The organism is Ruegeria conchae, assembly GCF_000192475.1.
Lineage (GTDB): Bacteria > Pseudomonadota > Alphaproteobacteria > Rhodobacterales > Rhodobacteraceae > Ruegeria > Ruegeria conchae.
The window spans coordinates 1-18,464 of sequence record NZ_AEYW01000021.1 but is presented as its reverse complement, the minus strand read 5'-3'; the positions used below and the strand labels follow the sequence as shown (position 1 = coordinate 18,464).

The window sequence follows — 18,464 nt, the reverse complement described above, 5'->3', positions numbered from 1 at the left end:
ATGAGACCACCGTACGGTGGTTAAACGACTATTAATCCTCTGCTAAGCGCGGTGGCGATTGCATGAGTCGTGTTCTGCGCTCCGAGTTTCGAACGCGCACTTTCGATATAGGCCCTGAGCGTATGTTCTGAGATCGACAGCGAATGTGCCACTTGCGCCCTACTGTAACCCAGCGCCAGCAGTGTCATCGCATCTATCTCGCGAGGTGAAAGCCCGCGCGTCGTTTCCGGTTGTCGATTTTTGGCAAATTCCAGTGCTTTTCGGTTAAGAAAATGCGCCACTAAGATCAGATCGCGACCATGGGCGTCTTTGAACGTCTGCCAGGCCGCATCGTCGCACGTGTTATTCACGGTGAACAATGCGAACTGCCCGCTGGGTCCGCGCAATGGGATCGAGTATCCCTGATTGCCAACACCATGATCCTGCGCGTCTTCCAAGAAAGCTCTGACGGCTTTGCCCGACCAATTCAATTGTTTCCAATCCACCGCATGGAAGCGCTGAAAACAACCAAGAATAACCGGATCAATCCGGTGGTAGTTTTTATCGCGATACTGCTTGTCCCAGGCATCTGAATATGTCGTAAACCCATATTGGTCACCGGCACCATCGACCCAGTGATAGGTTACATGGTCGATGCGCAGCGAGTCACGCAGCTGGATGAGTATAGTCGCAAGCTCTTCAAGCGTGCTGGTGCTTTCCAAATCCTCGAGGATCTGACTCAAATCGAACTTTGTTCCCATTCGCGGGCGCGCAAGCCTCATCCTTTGAGGACGCAATCTCGGCCGCTGCGATTAGCCTTGTATCATCAAGCTGCTCGGCAAGTGCGCTCATCCCATTTGCCACCGCAAAGGCGTTGAGATCCGACAATACGTCCAATATCCACTCATTTTGCGCCATCAGGGTGTCTCCGAAATAGTTAACGAAGGGTTAACACAACCATAACATGTGCAGTCTATTTCGGCCTATTCACTGCTTTCTACTCCCCAGAAATAGTGGGGGCCGGATTTCTAACGTATTGAAAAATATTGATAACCGGGAATCGCAAATCACCCGCAAGGGCGAAACTATGCCTTGCGGGTGATGAAGCTGTTCAAAAAACTGAGACCGTTAGTCGCGGGCGGCTAATACTTCCTCAAGGGTGCGCATACCCGTATACGGAGCCTGAACTAACACCGACATATTGCCCGGCTTGTGTTCATTTCGCATCATCTTCATATGCGCCTCGGGCAGCTCCTTCCAGGTAAACACCTCGGACATGCATGGATCCAATCGGCGTTCTACCATCAGCTTATTCGCTGCGGCGGCTTGTTTGAGATGGGCAAAGTGTGAGCCCTGCAAACGTTTCTGATGCATCCACATGTAGCGCACATCGAAGGTCAGGTTATAGCCAGTGGTCCCGGCACAAATCACGACCATGCCGCCTTTTTTCACCACAAAGGTCGATACCGGGAATGTGCTTTCACCCGGATGCTCGAACACCATGTCGACGTTCACACCTTTGCCGGTGATATCCCAGATGGCCTTGCCAAACTTGCGGGCCTCTTTGAACCATTCGGCATATTCAGGTGTATTGACCGTGGGCAACTGGCCCCAGCAGTTGAAGTCCTTGCGGTTCAGAACGCCTTTGGCGCCCAGCCCCATAACAAAGTCACGTTTGCTTTCGTCCGAGATCACGCCGATCGCGTTAGCTCCCGCCGTATTGATCAGCTGGATTGCGTAAGAGCCCAGACCGCCCGACGCACCCCAGACCAAAACATTCTGGCCAGGTTTCAGGTCATGCGGCTCGTGACCAAACAGCATCCGATAAGCCGTTGCCAGTGTGAGAGTGTAGCAGGCGCTTTCTTCCCAAGTCAGATGCTTGGGGCGCGGCATCAGCTGCTGTGCTTGTACATTTGTAAACTGCGCGAACGACCCATCTGGTGTCTCATATCCCCAGATGCGCTGGCTGTCCGAGTACATCGGATCGCCGCCGTTACAGTGCTCATCATCGCCATCATCCTGGTTGCAATGAATGACCACTTCGTCGCCGACCTTCCAGCGTGTGACTTTCTCACCCACGGCCCAGACGATGCCCGAAGCATCCGAGCCCGCAATATGGTAAGGGGCTTTGTGTCCGTCAAACGGGCTGATGGGTTTGCCAAGCGATGCCCAGACGCCGTTGTAGTTCACACCCGCCGCCATAACGAGAACCAGAACTTCGTGGCTGTCCAGCTTGGGGACATCAACCACCTCGAGCTGCATCGCCGTGTCTGGCTCGCCATGACGCTCTTTCCGGATGGCCCAAGCATACATTTGCTTGGGTACATATCCCATTGGAGGGATCTCACCCATTTCATAGAGGTCCTTTTCCGGTGCCTCATACGACGCGATACCGCTATCGACATCCAAAGCCATGTTGGCCTCCTTTGTTCTTATCTATTGCCGCGCCGCAGAATCGCGGCTTTCCTCAGATGGAATATTGATCCCTGAGTAATATTGCAACCGTTTTTGATGTATTTTTGTAATTTTATGACCCAGCAGTCGCAGAATTACTTTCTGCAACTGCATCATGCCCTGCGCGATTAACAGGTTCGGACGCAGCCGCATAATATGCAAGCAACTCGGTCCGCTCGCCTGTAGGGCGCAGCACTCCACTTTCTCGCCGCAATATCCGGCGCTCAACTAATTGGTTGATCGCATCATCAATTGCCTCACCTTCGCCGTTGGCGACGGCTTTACCACCCATTTCCAGCAATCGAGATTTCAGGTCCTCTTCTGACATCTGCCCTTCGTCCTGCAGCAGCCGACAAGCTGCGGGGACCGGCACAAAGGGTATCGCAGCGCCGATTCTACGCATGAGCTCGCGCGCCAAATCAGTCGTCAAATCCCGCTCATGCGAAGCGCGAAATTCCTTTAAGGATATCGGCGTTGCATATTGGACTGATGCAATCCCAAACTTTTTGTAACGCCCAACAAGACGCCGCCAGATTTGCTTTAGTGTCCAGCGCGTGATGACCCCAATACGTGCACGAAACCGGCGTTCACTGTCCTGCGCCGCAGCCGTCAGGACTGTATCTTCCAAAACGCGATCGTAATTCAGGGCGACAGGTACGAATACAACATCCCGCCCCTTCGGATCCACGCCATCGATGATGTATTTGAGCAAACCCAGCTTAGGGCGGCCCAGTTTACCTGTCAGGCTCAACCCGCCCTCTGGGAACATGGCCTGTGTAACACCCGCTTCGGTCGCGTGACGCACATAGCTTGCCAGCACCTGACGATACAAATCGCTGCCCGATTTACGTCGAATGAAGTAGGCCCCCATTGCACGTATCAATCGACTCAGCGGCCAAACACGGGCCCATTCGCCCACAGCGTAGGAAAGTGTCGAATGATCCGCCGCCAGATAGGTAACAAGCACATAGTCCATATTGCTGCGGTGGTTCATGACGTAAACGACTGTCGCTTCGGGATCGATATTGTCTAGGGCCGACTTGTCCTCATACCCCAACTGGACCTTGTAGAACGCGTTGCTGAGCATTCGCGCAAATCGAATGGCTATGCTGAAATACGCAACTGTTGAAAAAGACGGGGCGATCTCTCGTGCATAGCGTTGGGCCTGTTCCGAGGCGACGGCATCGGGCACACCCTCCTCTTTGGCATGCTTCTGTACGGCCTTGCTGACTTGAGGGTCATAGATAAGCCTCTGAATCATATCGTGGCGCCCTGCCAGTTTGAACGGCTGGATCGGACGCTGCAGGCGTTTGTTCAGCCGCGCAACAGCACGTTCAAGGCGGCGGCGGAAAAACCACCGCACTGAAGGAAATAAGAAATGCGAGGCAAAGGTGACCGTGGCAAACAGCACAATCAGTACAAACAACCAAATCGGTATTTCCACAGTCTGCATCATTTGGGCACAGTGCCATCAATCGCAAACACCCACAATCTGAAGAAACTTGCGATGCCGCAACGCAGCGAATTGACATATACTGAAAATTGCGATTTATGCCTATAGAACGTAATTTTGTTACCCACTGATCCGTGAGGCCCGACCCATGACGCAGTTGCAGAAAGACCGCCCCTGGCTCATCCGTACCTATGCCGGTCACTCGACGGCCAAAGCGTCAAACGCGCTTTATCGTGCAAACCTGGCTAAGGGCCAGACCGGACTATCTGTGGCTTTCGATCTGCCAACCCAAACCGGATATGACAGCGACCATACGTTGGCGCGTGGAGAGGTTGGTAAGGTCGGTGTGCCGATCTGCCATCTTGGGGATATGCGGAATCTGTTCGATCAAATCCCGCTGGAACAGATGAACACCTCGATGACGATCAATGCCACAGCCCCATGGCTTTTGGCGCTTTATATCGCGGTGGCCGAGGAACAGGGTGCTGATGTCTCTAAACTGCAGGGCACAGTCCAGAATGATCTGATCAAGGAATATTTGAGCCGCGGCACCTATGTATGCCCGCCCAAGCCATCCCTGAAGATGATCGCGGACGTGGCCGAGTATTGCTACGAAAACGTGCCCAAATGGAACCCGATGAACGTGTGCTCGTACCACCTGCAAGAGGCAGGCGCGACGCCCGAGCAAGAGCTGGCCTATGCGCTGGCCACCGCCATCGCGGTTCTGGACGAACTGCGCCCGCGCGTTCCAGCAGAAGACTTCCCCGCACTCTGCGGACGGATTTCGTTTTTTGTGAATGCGGGCATCCGGTTTGTCACCGAAATGTGCAAAATGCGCGCATTTGTGGATCTTTGGGATGAGATTCTGCAGCGACGCTATGGTGTCGAAGACCCCAAGTTCCGCCGCTTTCGCTACGGCGTTCAGGTGAACTCGCTGGGGTTGACTGAACAGCAGCCGGAAAACAACGTCTATCGCATTCTGATCGAAATGCTGGCAGTCACCCTGTCAAAACGCGCCCGCGCCCGTGCGGTTCAATTGCCCGCTTGGAATGAAGCGCTGGGTCTGCCGCGTCCTTGGGATCAGCAATGGTCGATGCGGATGCAACAGATTCTCGCCTATGAAACCGACCTGCTGGAATATGGCGATCTGTTTGACGGCAACCCGGTAGTCGATGCCAAAGTCGAAGAACTCAAGAATGGTGCGCGGGCCGAATTGGCCAACCTCGATTCGATGGGTGGCGCTGTTGCGTCGATCGAATACATGAAATCCCGCCTGGTCGAATCCAACGCCGAACGCCTGAACCGGATTGAACGCAACGAGACCGTTGTTGTTGGGGTCAATAAATGGACCGAGGGTGAAGCCTCACCCCTGCAAACTGAAGATGGCGGCATCATGGTTGTCGACCCGGCGGTTGAACAGGAACAAATCGGGCGGCTCAATGACTGGCGTACAGTGCGGGATAACGCTGCGGTTAGCGCCGCGCTGCAGGCCTTACGCGAAGCGGCGCAATCAGGTGCTAATGTGATGGAACCTTCAATCGCCGCGGCCAAGGCCGGGGTTACAACCGGTGAATGGGCCGAAGAGATGCGCAAAGCATACGGCACCTATCGTGGGCCGACAGGTGTTTCCGGTTCGGTTTCGAACAAAACCGAAGGGTTGGAGGATTTGCGCGCCGCCGTCGATGCAGTCAGCGACCGTCTTGGACGCCGCTTGAAGTTCCTTGTCGGCAAGCCCGGTTTGGACGGCCACTCGAACGGAGCTGAACAGATTGCTTTCCGCGCACGCGATTGTGGAATGGATATCAGTTATGAAGGTATTCGCCTTACGCCAGAGGAAATCGTGTCAGCGGTCCAAGAGACAAATGCACATGTGATTGGTCTGTCCATTCTTTCGGGCAGCCACCTGCCGCTGGTGAAGGATGTGATGACGCGTCTGACCGAAGCGGGTCTGAGCGACATACCTGTCATCGTAGGCGGCATTATTCCCGATGAAGATGCAGAGCAATTGCGTTCCATGGGCGTGGCTAAAATCTATACCCCAAAGAACTTCGAATTAAATTTGATCATAGGTGATATTGTAACCTTGGTTGACCCCAAGGAAATCGCGGCTGAGTAGAAATAAAAAAATGAATTTCCAATTCTAATTCCCAATGGGATGGAATAGAGATATTCGGATGAATTGAATTCCCATTGCGTTCTGCAGCGGAATAACCGGGTTGGAGAGATAAATGGCAATCGATCTAGAGAAAATGTCGCGCAAAGAATTGCTCAAATTGCGCGATCAGGTCGAAAAGGCACTCAAGGGCGCTGAAACGCGAGAGCGAAAAGCGGCGTTGAAGGCGGCCCAAGAGGCTGCAGCCGAGTTTGGCTTCTCGCTATCTGAATTGTCGGGCGATGGTTCAAAACCGGCGAAAGGCTCTAAGGCCAAGCCAAAGTACCAAAACCCTAACGACCCAACACAAACCTGGACAGGGCGCGGTCGTAAACCGCAATGGGTTCACGACGCTTTGAATGCAGGCATCGATATTTCTGACCTCGAGATCTGAGTTGAGGTAATGCCAAAATGACAATTCATATTGGAGCCAAAATAGGGGATATCGCCGAAACTGTTCTTTTGCCCGGCGATCCCTATCGCGCGAAATGGGCGGCTGAGACATTTCTGGATGATGTTAAGCTGGTCAACGAAGTACGCGGCATGCTGGGATTTACCGGCACCTGGAAAGGAAACCGTGTTACGATTCAAGGCAGCGGCATGGGGATGCCTTCCCTGTCAATCTATGTGAACGAACTAATCCGCGACTATGGTGCAAAAACACTGATCCGGATCGGTTCTTGTGGTGGCATGCAGGAAAGCGTGAATGTGCGTGATGTCATTCTGGCGATGACCTCGACCACGCTCAGCACCCCGTCGCGCGGCATCATGAAAGAGATGAACTTCGCCCCTTGCGCCGATTGGGGATTGCTGCAGGCCGCGGCGCAAGCGGCACAAGCCAAAGGTACACCGACGCATGTGGGCGGTATTTATTCATCCGATGTTTTCTATGACGAGCGTCCAGACCTGAACGAACAAATGGTTCGCCACGGCATTTTAGGGGTCGAGATGGAAGCGGCCGAGCTTTATATCCTCGCTGCACGTCACAAATGCCGGGCGTTGGCGGTGCTCACAGTTTCAGACCACTTGCTGACCGGTGAAGCCCTGCCCTCGTCAGATCGGGAGAGCAGCTTTGGCGAGATGGTTGAGATTGCGCTTCAAGCAGCGTTTCCAGACGGTTGAACAATACCGGAGCTTAGCGCCCATGCGTGCCATCATATCCGTTGCGCGCAGGGCTGCTCCATCCTTCCAGGGCACCCTCGGTCGGGGCGAATGTCTCCACCAACAAGGGATAACACGCCGCCGTATCCGAGGAGTGCTCCGACGAGCAATCGCCGCCGGGGCACGCGCTGAGATTTCCAAGTAAGTCGATCTCGGCAAAAAACTCAAGATAATCACCAGGTCGCACGGGTGACGCCTTCATGAAGTATTGACCCGTGTCCCGCGTGAACCCGGTGCACATGAACACATTCAACACATCATGCACGGCGGGCTCAGCTTCGGCCAACGAGATGCCTAAATGATCCGCCAACGCGCGTGTAAGGTTTGAATGACAACAGTGATGGTACTGCGTTCCGGATAGAAGATTGCCGGTGTAGGGGTCGCAACGCGTCCCGATCACATCATGGACCGATCCGCCAAATTCATCGATTCCATACCAGCCCAGCGTATCGGCAATGATGGTCGCCATTGGCCGCATATGTGGAAAGCTCGACCACATTCGCTCACCCGTTGTGAGGTGTGTACCGTGCAGCGCGCGCGTCTTGCCAGAGTAAAACCGTTCCGACAGATCAGTGAAGCTCCACATGTTGAGATCACCTACCTGAGACCCCTCGACAGACGTGATCCGAAAAAAATGTCCGGCAGGCACCTCAAAGCACCGTGCGTCGCGCGGTGGAACCAAAACCTCACCTGTTTTCTGAGCACCCGCGCGGGCATTTTGATAAAGCTCAAGATTAGGTTGGGGCAGCCCTTCGTTTGGGTAGCAAATCACTGGTGCAATCGCGCGGCGGGCATCTGCATCAGCGGGAGGTCGGGGAGTGGTCTGGGATTCTGTCATGGGCCGAGACTGGCTCAGTTCATCTAGGCGGGAAACCCCAAACTTTTATCATTGCCCTTTCTGGCATTGTTTCGGTTCGGCATCAGATTGCGAAACCGCGCCGCAAAAGGCACAACGCCAATTGCCCTCGCTTCGGTGCTGCCGCCATCTGCAGTCTCGCGACAGTGAAGATGTGCGGGACCGCCAAAGGAAATAGGCGAACACACCAGCGGCAAGCAGAAGCAGGAGAATAGGCATATCTCTGCTTTGCCGATTGCACCAAAGTTTTCAAGCCCGTGTAAGACGGTCAGGCCGCGTTTGCGTACTCAAACAGTTCGGGAGTTTCGTTTTTGATCGGAACAACCGGTTCGGGCGAATAATAGGCCCAAGCCTGTTCCAATAACCTGAGCGCTTCGGCTGCATCGCATTTTTGGGTTTGTTTGCTCATTGGAGTGACCTCTATTCGATTCATCACTCCTCCCTATGCGAAACTTAAATCCGCTCAGCGGCAAACGCATCGCATAGTTTTGCAGAGGCGTCATGCACTTGCCGCAAACCGGCAAGTGCTTTGGTTTGGTGCGCGATCAGACCGCGCGATCGATCATCATCTTCTTGATTTCAGCAATCGCCTTAGCTGGGTTCAAACCCTTCGGGCAGGTCTTGGCACAGTTCATGATGGTGTGGCAGCGATACAGCTTGAAGGGATCTTCCAACTCATCCAGACGCTCACCCGTTGCCTCATCCCGGCTGTCGATGATCCAGCGATAAGCGTGCAGCAACGCGGCGGGGCCAAGGTAACGATCACCGTTCCACCAATAGCTAGGGCAGGAGGTCGAGCAGCTGGCGCACATCACGCATTCGTATAGGCCATCCAGCTTTTTGCGATCTTCGATGGATTGCTTCCACTCTTTTGCCGGACGGTTGGTCTTGGTCTCCAACCACGGCATGATCGATGCGTGCTGTGCATAGAAATGCGTCAGGTCCGGGATCAGGTCCTTGACCACCGGCATATGCGGCAGTGGATAGATTTTCACGTCGCCCTTGATCTCATCCATGCCATAGATACAGGCCAGCGTGTTGATCCCATCGATATTCATCGCGCAGGAGCCACAGATGCCCTCACGGCAGGACCGGCGGAAAGTCAGGGTCGGGTCGATCTCGTTCTTGATCTTGATCAGCGCATCCAGAACCATCGGACCGCAAGTGTCCATGTCGACGAAATAGGTATCGACACGTGGGTTCTGGCCATCATCCGGGTTCCAGCGATAGATCTGGAACTTGCGGACATTGGTCGCGCCATCGGGCTTGGGCCATGTCTTGCCGGTGGTGATCCGGGAATTCTTGGGGAGGGTCAATTGTACCATGGGTTCCTCTCCTTAGAACGTCCGCGCTTTGGGCGCGATTTTCTTCAGGCTGATGCCGCCTTCGGCCTCGGTGCTCAGCGGGTCGACGATCACTGGTCGATAACTGAGATCGACCTGCGTTCCGTCGACGCGAGACACCGTGTGAACGCGCCAGTTTTCATCGTCACGCTCTGAAAAGTCTTCGTGTGCGTGGGCTCCACGGCTTTCCTTGCGCGCCTCGGCCCCAACGATAGTGGCCAGAGCGTTGGGCATAAGGTTCGCCAGTTCCAGCGTTTCCATCAGGTCGCTGTTCCAAACCAGCGAACGGTCGGTGACTTGCAGATCATCCATCTTGGCAGCGATCGCCGTCATCTTTTCAGCGCCTTCAGCCATCGTCTTGGCGGTGCGGAAAACAGCCGCGTCCGCCTGCATGGTTTTTTGCATCTCAAGCCGCAAATCAGCGGTTGGGATCGCACCACTGGCGTTACGCGCCGCATCGAAGCGGTCAAACGCCTTGTCGACCGATGCTTGGTTCAGCACCGGGTTCGGAGCCTCGGCATCCACGACCTTACCCGCGCGGATAGCTGCCGCACGACCAAAGACAACGAGGTCGATCAGAGAGTTTGAGCCCAACCGGTTTGCTCCGTGCACCGAGGCACAACCGGCCTCACCCACGGCCATCAGGCCAGGTACAACAGCAGTCGGATCATCTGTGGTCGGGTTCAGAACCTCGCCCCAATAGTTCGTCGGGATACCGCCCATGTTATAGTGGACGGTCGGCAGAACCGGTATCGGCTCTTTGGTCACGTCTACGCCTGCGAAAATCTTGGCCGACTCCGAAATGCCCGGCAGTCGTTCCGCCAGAGCTTCAGCAGGCAAGTGGCTCAGGTTCAGGTGGATGTGATCCCCTTCGCCACCAACGCCGCGCCCTTCGCGGATTTCCATGGTCATAGAACGGCTGACATAGTCGCGCGGTGCAAGGTCTTTGTACTGGGGCGCATAGCGCTCCATGAACCGCTCGCCTTCCGAGTTGGTCAGATAACCGCCCTCGCCGCGCGCACCTTCGGTGATCAGGCAACCCGAACCGTAGATACCGGTCGGGTGAAACTGCACAAACTCCATATCCTGAAGCGCCAGCCCTGCGCGGGCCACCATGCCCCCGCCGTCGCCAGTGCAGGTGTGTGCCGAGGTCGCGCTGAAATATGCTCGACCATAACCACCGGTCGCCAGCACCACCATCTTGGCGTTGAACACGTGCATGGTGCCATCGTCCAGCTTCCAGCAGACGACGCCCTGACATTGCCCGTCTTCGGACATGATCAAGTCGATTGCGAAATACTCGATGTAGAACTCGGCATTGTTCTTTAGCGACTGACCATAAAGCGTATGCAGGATCGCATGGCCCGTCCGGTCGGCGGCGGCACAGGTCCGCTGCACGGCGGGGCCTTCGCCAAATTCGGTGGTGTGGCCACCAAAGGGACGCTGATAGATTTTGCCTTCTTCGGTCCGGCTGAATGGCACACCATAATGTTCCAGCTCATAGACGGCCTTTGGAGCCTCGCGCGCGAGATATTCCATCGCATCCGTATCGCCCAGCCAATCCGAGCCTTTGACGGTGTCATACATATGCCACTGCCAATGGTCTGGCCCCATATTCGACAAGGACGCCGCGATGCCGCCCTGCGCCGCCACGGTGTGTGAACGGGTCGGGAATACCTTGGTCACACAAGCGGTGCGCAGGCCCTGTTCCGCCATGCCCAAAGTCGCACGCAAACCCGCGCCTCCGGCACCGACAACCACCACGTCATATTCGTGGGTTTCGTATTCATATGCTGCTGTCATTGTTCTTGTTCCTTACTGCGCATAACCGAGGGCAAGCCGTGCGAGAGCAAAAAGACCTGCAGCAATCAGTGTGTAGGCAAACGCCCGTGCGGCCATCAGCGCCAGCTTTTCAGCAACGCCGTGCACGTAGTCCTCAATCGCCTCCTGCGCTTCGCGCAGCAGATGCGGGACGACAACAACCAATGTCAGACCCAAGACAATCGCCGGGAACGGTCGGCTGTAATACGCCAGAGCTTCTTCGTAGGTGCCACCCAACGCGCGCCCGAAGGTGAATACAAACAACGGAACAAGAATAACCAGCGCCGCTGAGCTGAGCATCATCTGCCAATGATGATGTGTACCTGCGCGTCCGGCTCCCATGCCCTGTGCGCGTTTACGGTCTGTTAGAAACTGCATACCAACCTCCCTCTAAAGCGCCACGGCTGTGATCAAGGCAAGAACCGTCGCCAGAACAAACATGCCAATGCCCATCTTCTCGGACACTTCGACATTCACGCAATATCCGAGATCCCAGATGACGTGCCGCAAACGGCCCAGCATGTGATAGAAAATTGCCCACGCTGCGCCGAACATGACCAGATCACCCAGGAAACTGGTCATCAGACCATTGATCAGGTCATAGGCGCCTGCCGATGTGGCTGCCGCCAGCAACCACCAGACGACCAACAAAGCCAAACCAAAGGACGCTAGTCCCGTGATGCGCACCATAATCGAAGAGATGGACGTCATCTGCGGACGATAGATCGTCAAATGCGGAGAGAGCGGGCGGTTGCCCCGATTTACATCGGCCATGTTGGCTCCTTTTCGGTTGGCTACCGAACGTTTTACTGTTTTTTACGACTCTGTCACGCGCTGCAGGTGCAAAATCCAGTAAAATTACCGCAAAATCGCCGATAAGATACATTTGTGATCACACAAAATAATCTCGTGATCACAAAATATATTCGATACCACCAATGTTAGCGTTTTCAACGGAAAAGCAATGTGATCACGAATCTATGGCTGAGTTTGAGACAGCCCTGCGGTCTGCTGCGTCACCTCGCGCAAAAGCTTTTTGCGAATACGCTCAGGGTAATCAGCAAAGCCCGCGGCAGAGACGACAAAGGCTCCCTCACCAACGATAACATTCTCGAAGAAATAGGCTGTCAGGTCCGGTTCGCTTTCTTCTATTGCAATCGCGTTCACTGTGATTCCACTCTCACGCAATTTGGCGTGGATCGTCGAAGGTTCGATACCTTCATTCGAAATTCCGTCACCCGAAAGATCAATCAGATGCCTTTTGCATTCGCTCACTTCGTCAAAGCTTGTCACGGTCATCTCAAGCGCCTCACCGATTGCTGTAGAGAAATTACGCCATACACGCGGATCAGCAGCGACCCGTTCGGCAAAATCATCCAAAGTGGCAAAGCTGTCGATCCGGGTCCATGGGATCGTGATCCTTTGGCGCGAACTACCAGTCCATTGAACCAGCATAAGCCGGGCCTGCCCGCGCACCAACGCCTCGGAAACGATGGGATCACGCAGCCCTGCGGCAAGGCCGTCCATCTGGATGCGATATTCCTCGGAATCCACCGAGCCTGACACATCGACGGCCAGAGCAAGAGCAAGATCGCAGGCAAATGCTTGCGGTGCCAGAAACAAACTGACCATGAGTGCGCGTAACATCGTCATACGCCGAGCCTAGCACGGATTTCACCGACCGCGATCACTTCAATGTCAGCAAACGGGCAGCCCGACTTACATGGGCATCAAGGCCCAGTAATCCAGATCCAACAGCACATTGGGCAGGTATTTCCCATCCTCATTGCGCAGCTCAAATGGCTCTCCACCCTTGGTCGCCACAAGCCGTAACCGCAATGCACCGATTCCCGGTGTTCCGGTCTCGGCCTTGTCCAGAACCTCGGACCAGACCTTGATTGTGTTGCCCGCAAAACAGGGGTTGGCGTGGGCACCGCCGTTCAGGCCGACGATCATCTGCGCATTCGCCAAACCGTTGAACGACAATGCGCGCGCCATCGAGATCACGTGGCCGCCATAGATCAGTCGGCCCTCGGGGCGGAAGGTGAGATCGAAATGCACTTTGGCCGTGTTCTGCCACAGGCGCGTAGCCAGCATGTGCTCGGCCTCTTCGACGGTCACGCCATCGACATGATCTATCGTTTCTCCCGTGTTGTACGCATCCCAGCGGTGGCTTTCGCCGGATTGTGCAAAATCGTATTTCGAGAAATCGAGGCCCTGCGGCACAACCAGATCGCCAACATCCAGCACCTTCTTCAGGTCGGGCACAACGGTCTCAGGCGCGGGCGCATCTAGGTTAGATTTGCGCACCATCACCCAGCGCACATATTCGATCACCACTTCGTCGCGCTGGTTCAAACCGCGCGTACGCACCCAAACCACTCCGGTCTTGCCATTTGAGTTCTGCTTAAGGCCAATCACACCAGATTCAGCACGCAGCGTATCGCCGGGATAGACCGGTCGCAGCCAGCGACCCTCGGCATAGCCCAGATTGGCCACCGCGTTCAGCGAGATATCGGGAACCGTTTTGCCGAACACCACATGAAACGCAGCCAGATCGTCAATCGGGCTTTGCGGCAGGCCGCAATTCCGGGCGAATTCATCCGAGGAATAGAGCGCATGGCGCGCCGGGTAGAGCGCGTGATACAGCGCGCGTTCACCATCTGTCACAGTGCGGGGCACTGCGTGATGCAGCACCTGCCCGACGGAATAATCCTCGAAAAAGTTACCCGGATTGGTTTTTGCCATTATTGCTGTCCCAGTTTCATGTCGGGGGAATAGTCGGCGTCGACTTCTTTCGTCACGGCCTGCGCGCAGCGCATCACGTTGTTGGCTGCGTCAAAGGCGTAAGAGGGATCGCCATACAGCTCCCACCCTTTCGCCAGCGCGTCCGAGACCTTGTGGCAGAAGGCTGACGTGTCTTCCTCGGTCAACAAACGATAAAGTTTCGCCATTGATTTGGTCCCTTAGCCACCGAATGGAGATGGGCCAACCAGCCCGTGAATATAGCCAACAATGCCCAACAGCACGATGGATCCCACAAAAAACATCACGTCTTTGCCATAGGTGCCGGGTTCACCCGGGGTCCAGTCTGGCTCGGACTTGTTGATCACGATGACTTCGACGATCGCCCAGGCCAGCAGGCCACCAAACAGCACGATCGAGGCCAGATCGCCATTTACCAGCAAATGCGCAAAGGCCCAAAGCTTGAAGCCGCCCAGCATCGGGTGGCGCACTCTATTCAGAAGACGGCCTTTCTGTCCTGCCGGGCTCATCAAGTAGAACGCAATCAACACCAGCAGGTTGTTAATGTGGATCAGGAAGGTCGGCGGCGCCCAGACATAGATGAAATCGGTCATGCGATAGCCGAAAATCATCAGAAGGATCGCACCCGCCAAAGCCAGCGCCACGACGCCCTTGCCCGCATCGCCCATGGCGGCACGGCGTTCCGGCATCACGCGCTTGAAGAGATGTGCGGCCCACCACAACGCCACACCAAGAATCAGAAGAACAAAGCCCATGCTGGCTTACCCCGCTTGCAAAGCTAATATCGCCTCTGCTTTTGCCAGAGTTTCGCGGGCAGTTACAACGTGTAGGTTTTCGACAATCTTGCCATCGACAACAGCGACCCCCTGACCTTGTGCCTCGGTCTCTTCAAAGGCTGCGATCTGGCGGCGGGCCAATTCTATCTCGGTGTCCGAAGGCGCAAAGGCAGTATTCGCAATCTCGACCTGCGCGGGGTGGATCAGAGTCTTGCCATCGAAGCCCATATCGCGGCCCTGGGCACATTCAGCTGCCAGACCGTCGGTGTCCTTGAACGCGTTATAGACGCCATCCACGATGATCAGCCCTTCGGCCTTTGCAGCCAGCAGGCACAGGCCCAGCGAGGTCATCATCGGCAGCCGGTCGGGGCGGAAACGCGTCTGCAGCTCTTTCGCCAGATCGTTGGTCCCCATGACAAAGCCCGCCATCAGCGGATGTGCGGCAATTTCGGCCGCATTCAGCATACCACGCGGTGTTTCCATCATCGCCCAGATCGGCAGATCACCGGTGATCGCCGCCAGCGCATCCACATCCGCGGCCGAGTTTACCTTGGGCAAAAGAACGGCATCCGCATCCATCTCACGCACAGCTCCGGCATCGGCGCGACCCCATTCGGTATCCAAACTGTTGATCCGCACGATCTTGACCCGCACACCGTACCCTCCGGCGGCCAAGGCCTCCTTGAGCGTTTCGCGCGCGTTCTCTTTCTCATCAGCTGCAACCGCGTCTTCAAGATCAAAGATGATGGCATCCACCGGCAGCGTACGCGCTTTATCCAGCGCCCGATCGCGGGAGCCGGGGATATAGAGAACGGAACGATAAGGGCGTTGGCGCGGGTCCACGGGACTCTCCCATTGAAATAATGTTGCGCGGAATGGGGCATTTTTTGACGGAAAGTTCAAGAGCAAAATCGCCGCAGCGCAGCATTCTGGCATCGTGACGCAACGCTCGTTGCCTTAACGCGATTTCTTTCAGCCTGCTGCACGCTGTTTTCAAGAAGGAATCGAAAGGGGTGACCGATGAAGACGATATTGCTGAAATTGACGATCGGGTTGGGCATTATGGTGTTGGCTGCGCAACAGGTCAGCGCACAGAACTGCGCGCCGCGCGAGGATGTGATCAAGCGATTGGCGCAAACCTATGGCGAAACCCGCAGGGGTATCGGGATCGCACGTCAGGGTGCAGTGATGGAGGTTTTTGCTTCGGATCAGACCGGCAGCTGGACCATTGTTGTGACCCTGCCCGAGGGTGTGACCTGCCTGATTGCCTCGGGTCAATCCTTTGAGGTGCTGGCTGAGGCGTTGCCGCCCAACGCTTAGACCAGAGCGTCCCAGATCAGTTTACCGCCGGTCAGGGTCAGCAGCACGTATGCAATGCCAAAGAACAGGCGTTCGGACAGCATGAAATGTGCACGGACACCCAGCCATGCCCCAAGGATCGCAAACGGGGTGAGCAACAGATCCGCCAAAGCCGTGTGCCATGTAAACAGGCCCAGATAGGCGAAGGGTACGAATTTCACGGCATTGATCACCCAGAAGACCAGCACGGTGGAGGCCTGGAATTCAGTTTTTGTCAGGCGTTGGGACAGCAGATAGACCGCAGCGGGCGGACCACCTGCATGGCTGACAAAGCTGGTGAATCCAGCGACCAGCCCGGCAAACAGACCCGCCGATGGGGGCAATCGGTTGGCAAAGCCGCGCACCCAGCCTCCGGTCTGGGCAACGTGCCAGATCACAAAGCCGACCGATATCCCACCAATCAGCAGACGCAGCAGATCGTCATCGGTGACACGATAGAGCCACGCGCCCAACGCAATGCCGGGCACTGCACCCAGAATCAGCAGACGCGAATCCGGCCAGCTCCAGCGTTTCCAGTAGGGCTTTAACGTGGCGACATCGATCACCATGAGGATCGGAAGCATCAACGCCAACGCCTGCCCAGGCGTCAGGATCAGCGCCAGAATCGACGAGGACGCAAAGGCCACGCCCGAGCCGAACCCACCTTTCGAGATACCCGCGAAGATCACTGCCGGGATCGCCACGGCAAAAAACATCAGGTTCATCTCGAACATCTGGCGCCCCGGAAATATGCATGAGTCACAGGCGGTTTAGCGCAATCAGCACATGACATGCAAACGGTATGCGGTGGCATGCCGCGCCGCAGGAGGCTTGCGCGACGCCGCATTTACGACTAGCAAAACCGCGATTTCAAAACCCATCGGAGATATTCCAAATGGCCAGACCCAAGATCGCGCTGATCGGCGCAGGTCAGATCGGCGGCACGCTCGCCCACCTCGCTGCAATGAAGGAACTCGGTGACGTTGTCCTGTTCGACATCGCCGAAGGCACCCCGGAAGGCAAGGCGCTGGATATCGCCGAATCCGGCCCCTCCGAAGGGTTCGACGCCAAGCTGAAAGGCACCCAATCCTACGAGGATATCGCGGGCGCCGACGTCTGCATCGTCACCGCTGGCGTGCCGCGCAAGCCGGGCATGAGCCGCGATGATCTGCTGGGCATCAACCTGAAAGTCATGAAATCGGTTGGCGAAGGCATCGCCGCCAATGCGCCTGACGCGTTCGTCATCTGCATCACCAACCCGCTGGACGCGATGGTCTGGGCCCTACGTGAATTCTCGGGCCTGCCGCATAACAAGGTTTGCGGCATGGCGGGCGTTCTGGATTCGGGCCGTTTTGCGCACTTCCTGTCGGAAGAGTTCAACGTCTCGATGCGCGACGTCACAGCGTTTGTTCTGGGTGGCCACGGCGACACCATGGTGCCGTCGGTTCGCTATTCGACCGTCGCCGGTATCCCATTGCCCGATCTGGTCGAAATGGGCTGGACAACGCAGGAAAAACTGGACGCCATCGTTCAGCGCACCCGCGACGGCGGTGCCGAAATCGTCGGTCTACTGAAAACCGGCTCGGCCTTCTACGCGCCTGCCACTTCGGCGATTGAAATGGCCGAGGCCTATCTGAAAGACCAGAAACGAGTTCTGCCTTGCGCCGCTTATTGCGATGGCGAGCTTGGAGTAGAAGGCATGTATGTCGGCGTTCCTACCGTGATCGGTGCCGGCGGCGTTGAACGGGTCGTCAACATCAAGCTGAACGAAGAAGAGCAGGCAGGTTTCGACAACTCGGTGAATGCTGTGAAAGGTCTGATCGAAGCTTGCAAAGGCATCGATAGCTCGCTGGCCTAATCGTCAGCAGTGAAGAATTTGAAACCGGCCCTTGGTGGGCCGGTTTTCTTTTAAGCCATACATCATGAGTCAGAGATGTTGGCGCAAACGCCGAAAGTCACGTTTATGAATGTGTTTTCTTCGCGCGAGCCTGCATTATCGAATCAAGCTTACGCTTTGCTCAAGCTTTGTGATCACACCCCAAAAACCTGTGATCACAAATGCTGAAAATCTTCGACAATTTCCCGTGACACGTCAAAAAACTCTTTAATTTTGGCGCTTAGACACGCCTATAACAGGGTAATCGTAGTCAGACGGGACAATTTCGATGAACATTCACGAATATCAGGCCAAAGCTCTTTTGCGCAGCTATGGCGCTCCGGTCTCCGACGGTCGCGCGGTTTTGCGCGCCGAGGAAGCCAAAACCGCAGCCGGTGAACTGGATGGCCCTTTATGGGTTGTAAAAGCACAAATCCACGCAGGTGGGCGCGGTAAAGGCAGCTTCAAAGAAGCCGATGCCGGTGAAAA

Annotated in this window: 21 protein-coding genes; 6 read left to right on the top strand and 15 right to left on the bottom strand. The window is 55.7% G+C overall.

Translation table 11 applies throughout. The annotated features are described in order from the left end of the window. Nucleotides 1–20 precede the first annotated feature (20 nt). From G7G_RS0117995 to G7G_RS0117985, 3 genes are all read right to left on the bottom strand, one after another. Complete coding sequence (locus tag G7G_RS0117995; protein WP_010442846.1) at nucleotides 21–740, bottom strand: helix-turn-helix transcriptional regulator; 720 nt, start codon at nucleotides 738–740, stop codon at nucleotides 21–23. 367 nt (nucleotides 741–1,107) lie between these two features. Further along, a complete protein-coding gene (ccrA, locus tag G7G_RS0117990; RefSeq protein WP_010442845.1) occupies nucleotides 1,108–2,394 on the bottom strand; it encodes a crotonyl-CoA carboxylase/reductase in 1,287 nt (428 codons plus the stop codon). Between the two features lie 112 nt (nucleotides 2,395–2,506). Beyond that, on the bottom strand, nucleotides 2,507–3,889 hold the full coding sequence (locus tag G7G_RS0117985; RefSeq protein WP_010442844.1) for a 1-acyl-sn-glycerol-3-phosphate acyltransferase: 1,383 nt from the start codon (nucleotides 3,887–3,889) through the stop codon (nucleotides 2,507–2,509). A 145-nt stretch (nucleotides 3,890–4,034) separates the two neighbouring features. Between G7G_RS0117985 and G7G_RS0117980 the strand changes: the two genes are divergently transcribed. The 3 genes from G7G_RS0117980 to deoD all read left to right on the top strand — a co-directional run bounded on the left by G7G_RS0117980 (nucleotide 4,035) and on the right by deoD (nucleotide 7,160). Further along, nucleotides 4,035–6,002, top strand: coding sequence for a protein meaA (locus G7G_RS0117980; RefSeq protein ID WP_010442843.1), 1,968 nt, complete (start codon nucleotides 4,035–4,037; stop codon nucleotides 6,000–6,002). A 112-nt stretch (nucleotides 6,003–6,114) separates the two neighbouring features. Continuing rightward, a complete protein-coding gene (locus G7G_RS0117975) occupies nucleotides 6,115–6,432 on the top strand; it encodes an H-NS histone family protein (RefSeq protein WP_010442842.1) in 318 nt (105 codons plus the stop codon). Nucleotides 6,433–6,449: 17 nt separating this feature from the next. After that, complete coding sequence (gene deoD, locus G7G_RS0117970; RefSeq protein ID WP_010442841.1) at nucleotides 6,450–7,160, top strand: purine-nucleoside phosphorylase; 711 nt, start codon at nucleotides 6,450–6,452, stop codon at nucleotides 7,158–7,160. Nucleotides 7,161–7,173: 13 nt separating this feature from the next. On the opposite strand, the gene G7G_RS0117965 is transcribed toward deoD, so the two are convergent. The 11 genes from G7G_RS0117965 to G7G_RS0117910 all read right to left on the bottom strand — a co-directional run bounded on the left by G7G_RS0117965 (nucleotide 7,174) and on the right by G7G_RS0117910 (nucleotide 15,604). After that, the gene (locus G7G_RS0117965; RefSeq protein ID WP_010442840.1) at nucleotides 7,174–8,037 is read right to left on the bottom strand and encodes an urea carboxylase-associated family protein; all 864 of its coding nucleotides are present in this window, start codon (nucleotides 8,035–8,037) and stop codon (nucleotides 7,174–7,176) included. Nucleotides 8,038–8,323: 286 nt separating this feature from the next. Further along, nucleotides 8,324–8,464, bottom strand: a complete 141-nt coding sequence (locus G7G_RS24555) for a hypothetical protein (protein ID WP_010442839.1) — start codon at nucleotides 8,462–8,464, stop codon at nucleotides 8,324–8,326. A gap of 136 nt (nucleotides 8,465–8,600) precedes the next feature. Further along, nucleotides 8,601–9,380: a succinate dehydrogenase iron-sulfur subunit gene (locus G7G_RS0117950; protein WP_010442838.1), complete on the bottom strand. Its 780-nt coding sequence runs from the start codon at nucleotides 9,378–9,380 to the stop codon at nucleotides 8,601–8,603. 12 nt (nucleotides 9,381–9,392) lie between these two features. Beyond that, nucleotides 9,393–11,201: a succinate dehydrogenase flavoprotein subunit gene (gene sdhA / locus G7G_RS0117945; RefSeq protein WP_010442837.1), complete on the bottom strand. Its 1,809-nt coding sequence runs from the start codon at nucleotides 11,199–11,201 to the stop codon at nucleotides 9,393–9,395. Between the two features lie 12 nt (nucleotides 11,202–11,213). After that, complete coding sequence (locus G7G_RS0117940; RefSeq protein ID WP_010442836.1) at nucleotides 11,214–11,597, bottom strand: succinate dehydrogenase, hydrophobic membrane anchor protein; 384 nt, start codon at nucleotides 11,595–11,597, stop codon at nucleotides 11,214–11,216. Between the two features lie 12 nt (nucleotides 11,598–11,609). Continuing rightward, nucleotides 11,610–11,993: a succinate dehydrogenase, cytochrome b556 subunit gene (sdhC, locus tag G7G_RS0117935; RefSeq protein WP_010442835.1), complete on the bottom strand. Its 384-nt coding sequence runs from the start codon at nucleotides 11,991–11,993 to the stop codon at nucleotides 11,610–11,612. 204 nt (nucleotides 11,994–12,197) lie between these two features. Further along, nucleotides 12,198–12,872, bottom strand: a complete 675-nt coding sequence (locus tag G7G_RS0117930) for a DUF1194 domain-containing protein (protein WP_029622160.1) — start codon at nucleotides 12,870–12,872, stop codon at nucleotides 12,198–12,200. 66 nt (nucleotides 12,873–12,938) lie between these two features. Further along, complete coding sequence (locus G7G_RS0117925; RefSeq protein WP_010442833.1) at nucleotides 12,939–13,967, bottom strand: MaoC family dehydratase; 1,029 nt, start codon at nucleotides 13,965–13,967, stop codon at nucleotides 12,939–12,941. Next, entirely contained in the window at nucleotides 13,967–14,173 is a 207-nt protein-coding gene (locus G7G_RS0117920) for a DUF1737 domain-containing protein (protein ID WP_010442832.1), read from the bottom strand. The genes G7G_RS0117925 and G7G_RS0117920 overlap by 1 nt, the downstream gene beginning before the upstream one ends. Before the next feature lie 12 nt (nucleotides 14,174–14,185). Then, nucleotides 14,186–14,740 (bottom strand): NnrU family protein, encoded by a 555-nt coding sequence (locus tag G7G_RS0117915; RefSeq protein ID WP_010442831.1) that lies wholly within the window; start codon nucleotides 14,738–14,740, stop codon nucleotides 14,186–14,188. Between the two features lie 6 nt (nucleotides 14,741–14,746). Beyond that, complete coding sequence (locus tag G7G_RS0117910; protein WP_010442830.1) at nucleotides 14,747–15,604, bottom strand: HpcH/HpaI aldolase/citrate lyase family protein; 858 nt, start codon at nucleotides 15,602–15,604, stop codon at nucleotides 14,747–14,749. Nucleotides 15,605–15,781: 177 nt separating this feature from the next. Between G7G_RS0117910 and G7G_RS0117905 the strand changes: the two genes are divergently transcribed. Continuing rightward, nucleotides 15,782–16,081 (top strand): hypothetical protein, encoded by a 300-nt coding sequence (locus tag G7G_RS0117905; protein WP_010442829.1) that lies wholly within the window; start codon nucleotides 15,782–15,784, stop codon nucleotides 16,079–16,081. On the opposite strand, the gene G7G_RS0117900 is transcribed toward G7G_RS0117905, so the two are convergent. Further along, a complete protein-coding gene (locus tag G7G_RS0117900; protein ID WP_010442828.1) occupies nucleotides 16,078–16,833 on the bottom strand; it encodes a sulfite exporter TauE/SafE family protein in 756 nt (251 codons plus the stop codon). The two genes, G7G_RS0117905 and G7G_RS0117900, sit on opposite strands and share 4 nt — an antisense overlap. 161 nt (nucleotides 16,834–16,994) lie before the next feature. Here G7G_RS0117900 and mdh point away from each other — a divergent pair, with 161 nt between their 5' ends. Then, the gene (gene mdh / locus G7G_RS0117895) at nucleotides 16,995–17,957 is read left to right on the top strand and encodes a malate dehydrogenase (RefSeq protein ID WP_010442827.1); all 963 of its coding nucleotides are present in this window, start codon (nucleotides 16,995–16,997) and stop codon (nucleotides 17,955–17,957) included. A 307-nt stretch (nucleotides 17,958–18,264) separates the two neighbouring features. Next, a partial coding sequence (locus tag G7G_RS23325) for an ATP-grasp domain-containing protein (protein WP_010442826.1) occupies nucleotides 18,265–18,464 on the top strand: 200 nt, incomplete at its 3' end.

What these genes read in the sequence shown, in the direction of transcription:
- G7G_RS0117995 (WP_010442846.1), bottom strand. Translation starts at nt 740, where the DNA reads ATGGGAACAAAGTTCGATTTGAGTCAGATCCTCGAGGATTTGGAAAGC.
- ccrA (WP_010442845.1), bottom strand. Translation starts at nt 2,394, where the DNA reads ATGGCTTTGGATGTCGATAGCGGTATCGCGTCGTATGAGGCACCGGAA.
- G7G_RS0117985 (WP_010442844.1), bottom strand. Translation starts at nt 3,889, where the DNA reads ATGATGCAGACTGTGGAAATACCGATTTGGTTGTTTGTACTGATTGTG.
- G7G_RS0117980 (WP_010442843.1), top strand. Translation starts at nt 4,035, where the DNA reads ATGACGCAGTTGCAGAAAGACCGCCCCTGGCTCATCCGTACCTATGCC.
- G7G_RS0117975 (WP_010442842.1), top strand. Translation starts at nt 6,115, where the DNA reads ATGGCAATCGATCTAGAGAAAATGTCGCGCAAAGAATTGCTCAAATTG.
- deoD (WP_010442841.1), top strand. Translation starts at nt 6,450, where the DNA reads ATGACAATTCATATTGGAGCCAAAATAGGGGATATCGCCGAAACTGTT.
- G7G_RS0117965 (WP_010442840.1), bottom strand. Translation starts at nt 8,037, where the DNA reads ATGACAGAATCCCAGACCACTCCCCGACCTCCCGCTGATGCAGATGCC.
- G7G_RS24555 (WP_010442839.1), bottom strand. Translation starts at nt 8,464, where the DNA reads ATGAGCAAACAAACCCAAAAATGCGATGCAGCCGAAGCGCTCAGGTTA.
- G7G_RS0117950 (WP_010442838.1), bottom strand. Translation starts at nt 9,380, where the DNA reads ATGGTACAATTGACCCTCCCCAAGAATTCCCGGATCACCACCGGCAAG.
- sdhA (WP_010442837.1), bottom strand. Translation starts at nt 11,201, where the DNA reads ATGACAGCAGCATATGAATACGAAACCCACGAATATGACGTGGTGGTT.
- G7G_RS0117940 (WP_010442836.1), bottom strand. Translation starts at nt 11,597, where the DNA reads ATGCAGTTTCTAACAGACCGTAAACGCGCACAGGGCATGGGAGCCGGA.
- sdhC (WP_010442835.1), bottom strand. Translation starts at nt 11,993, where the DNA reads ATGGCCGATGTAAATCGGGGCAACCGCCCGCTCTCTCCGCATTTGACG.
- G7G_RS0117930 (WP_029622160.1), bottom strand. Translation starts at nt 12,872, where the DNA reads ATGACGATGTTACGCGCACTCATGGTCAGTTTGTTTCTGGCACCGCAA.
- G7G_RS0117925 (WP_010442833.1), bottom strand. Translation starts at nt 13,967, where the DNA reads ATGGCAAAAACCAATCCGGGTAACTTTTTCGAGGATTATTCCGTCGGG.
- G7G_RS0117920 (WP_010442832.1), bottom strand. Translation starts at nt 14,173, where the DNA reads ATGGCGAAACTTTATCGTTTGTTGACCGAGGAAGACACGTCAGCCTTC.
- G7G_RS0117915 (WP_010442831.1), bottom strand. Translation starts at nt 14,740, where the DNA reads ATGGGCTTTGTTCTTCTGATTCTTGGTGTGGCGTTGTGGTGGGCCGCA.
- G7G_RS0117905 (WP_010442829.1), top strand. Translation starts at nt 15,782, where the DNA reads ATGAAGACGATATTGCTGAAATTGACGATCGGGTTGGGCATTATGGTG.
- G7G_RS0117900 (WP_010442828.1), bottom strand. Translation starts at nt 16,833, where the DNA reads ATGTTCGAGATGAACCTGATGTTTTTTGCCGTGGCGATCCCGGCAGTG.
- mdh (WP_010442827.1), top strand. Translation starts at nt 16,995, where the DNA reads ATGGCCAGACCCAAGATCGCGCTGATCGGCGCAGGTCAGATCGGCGGC.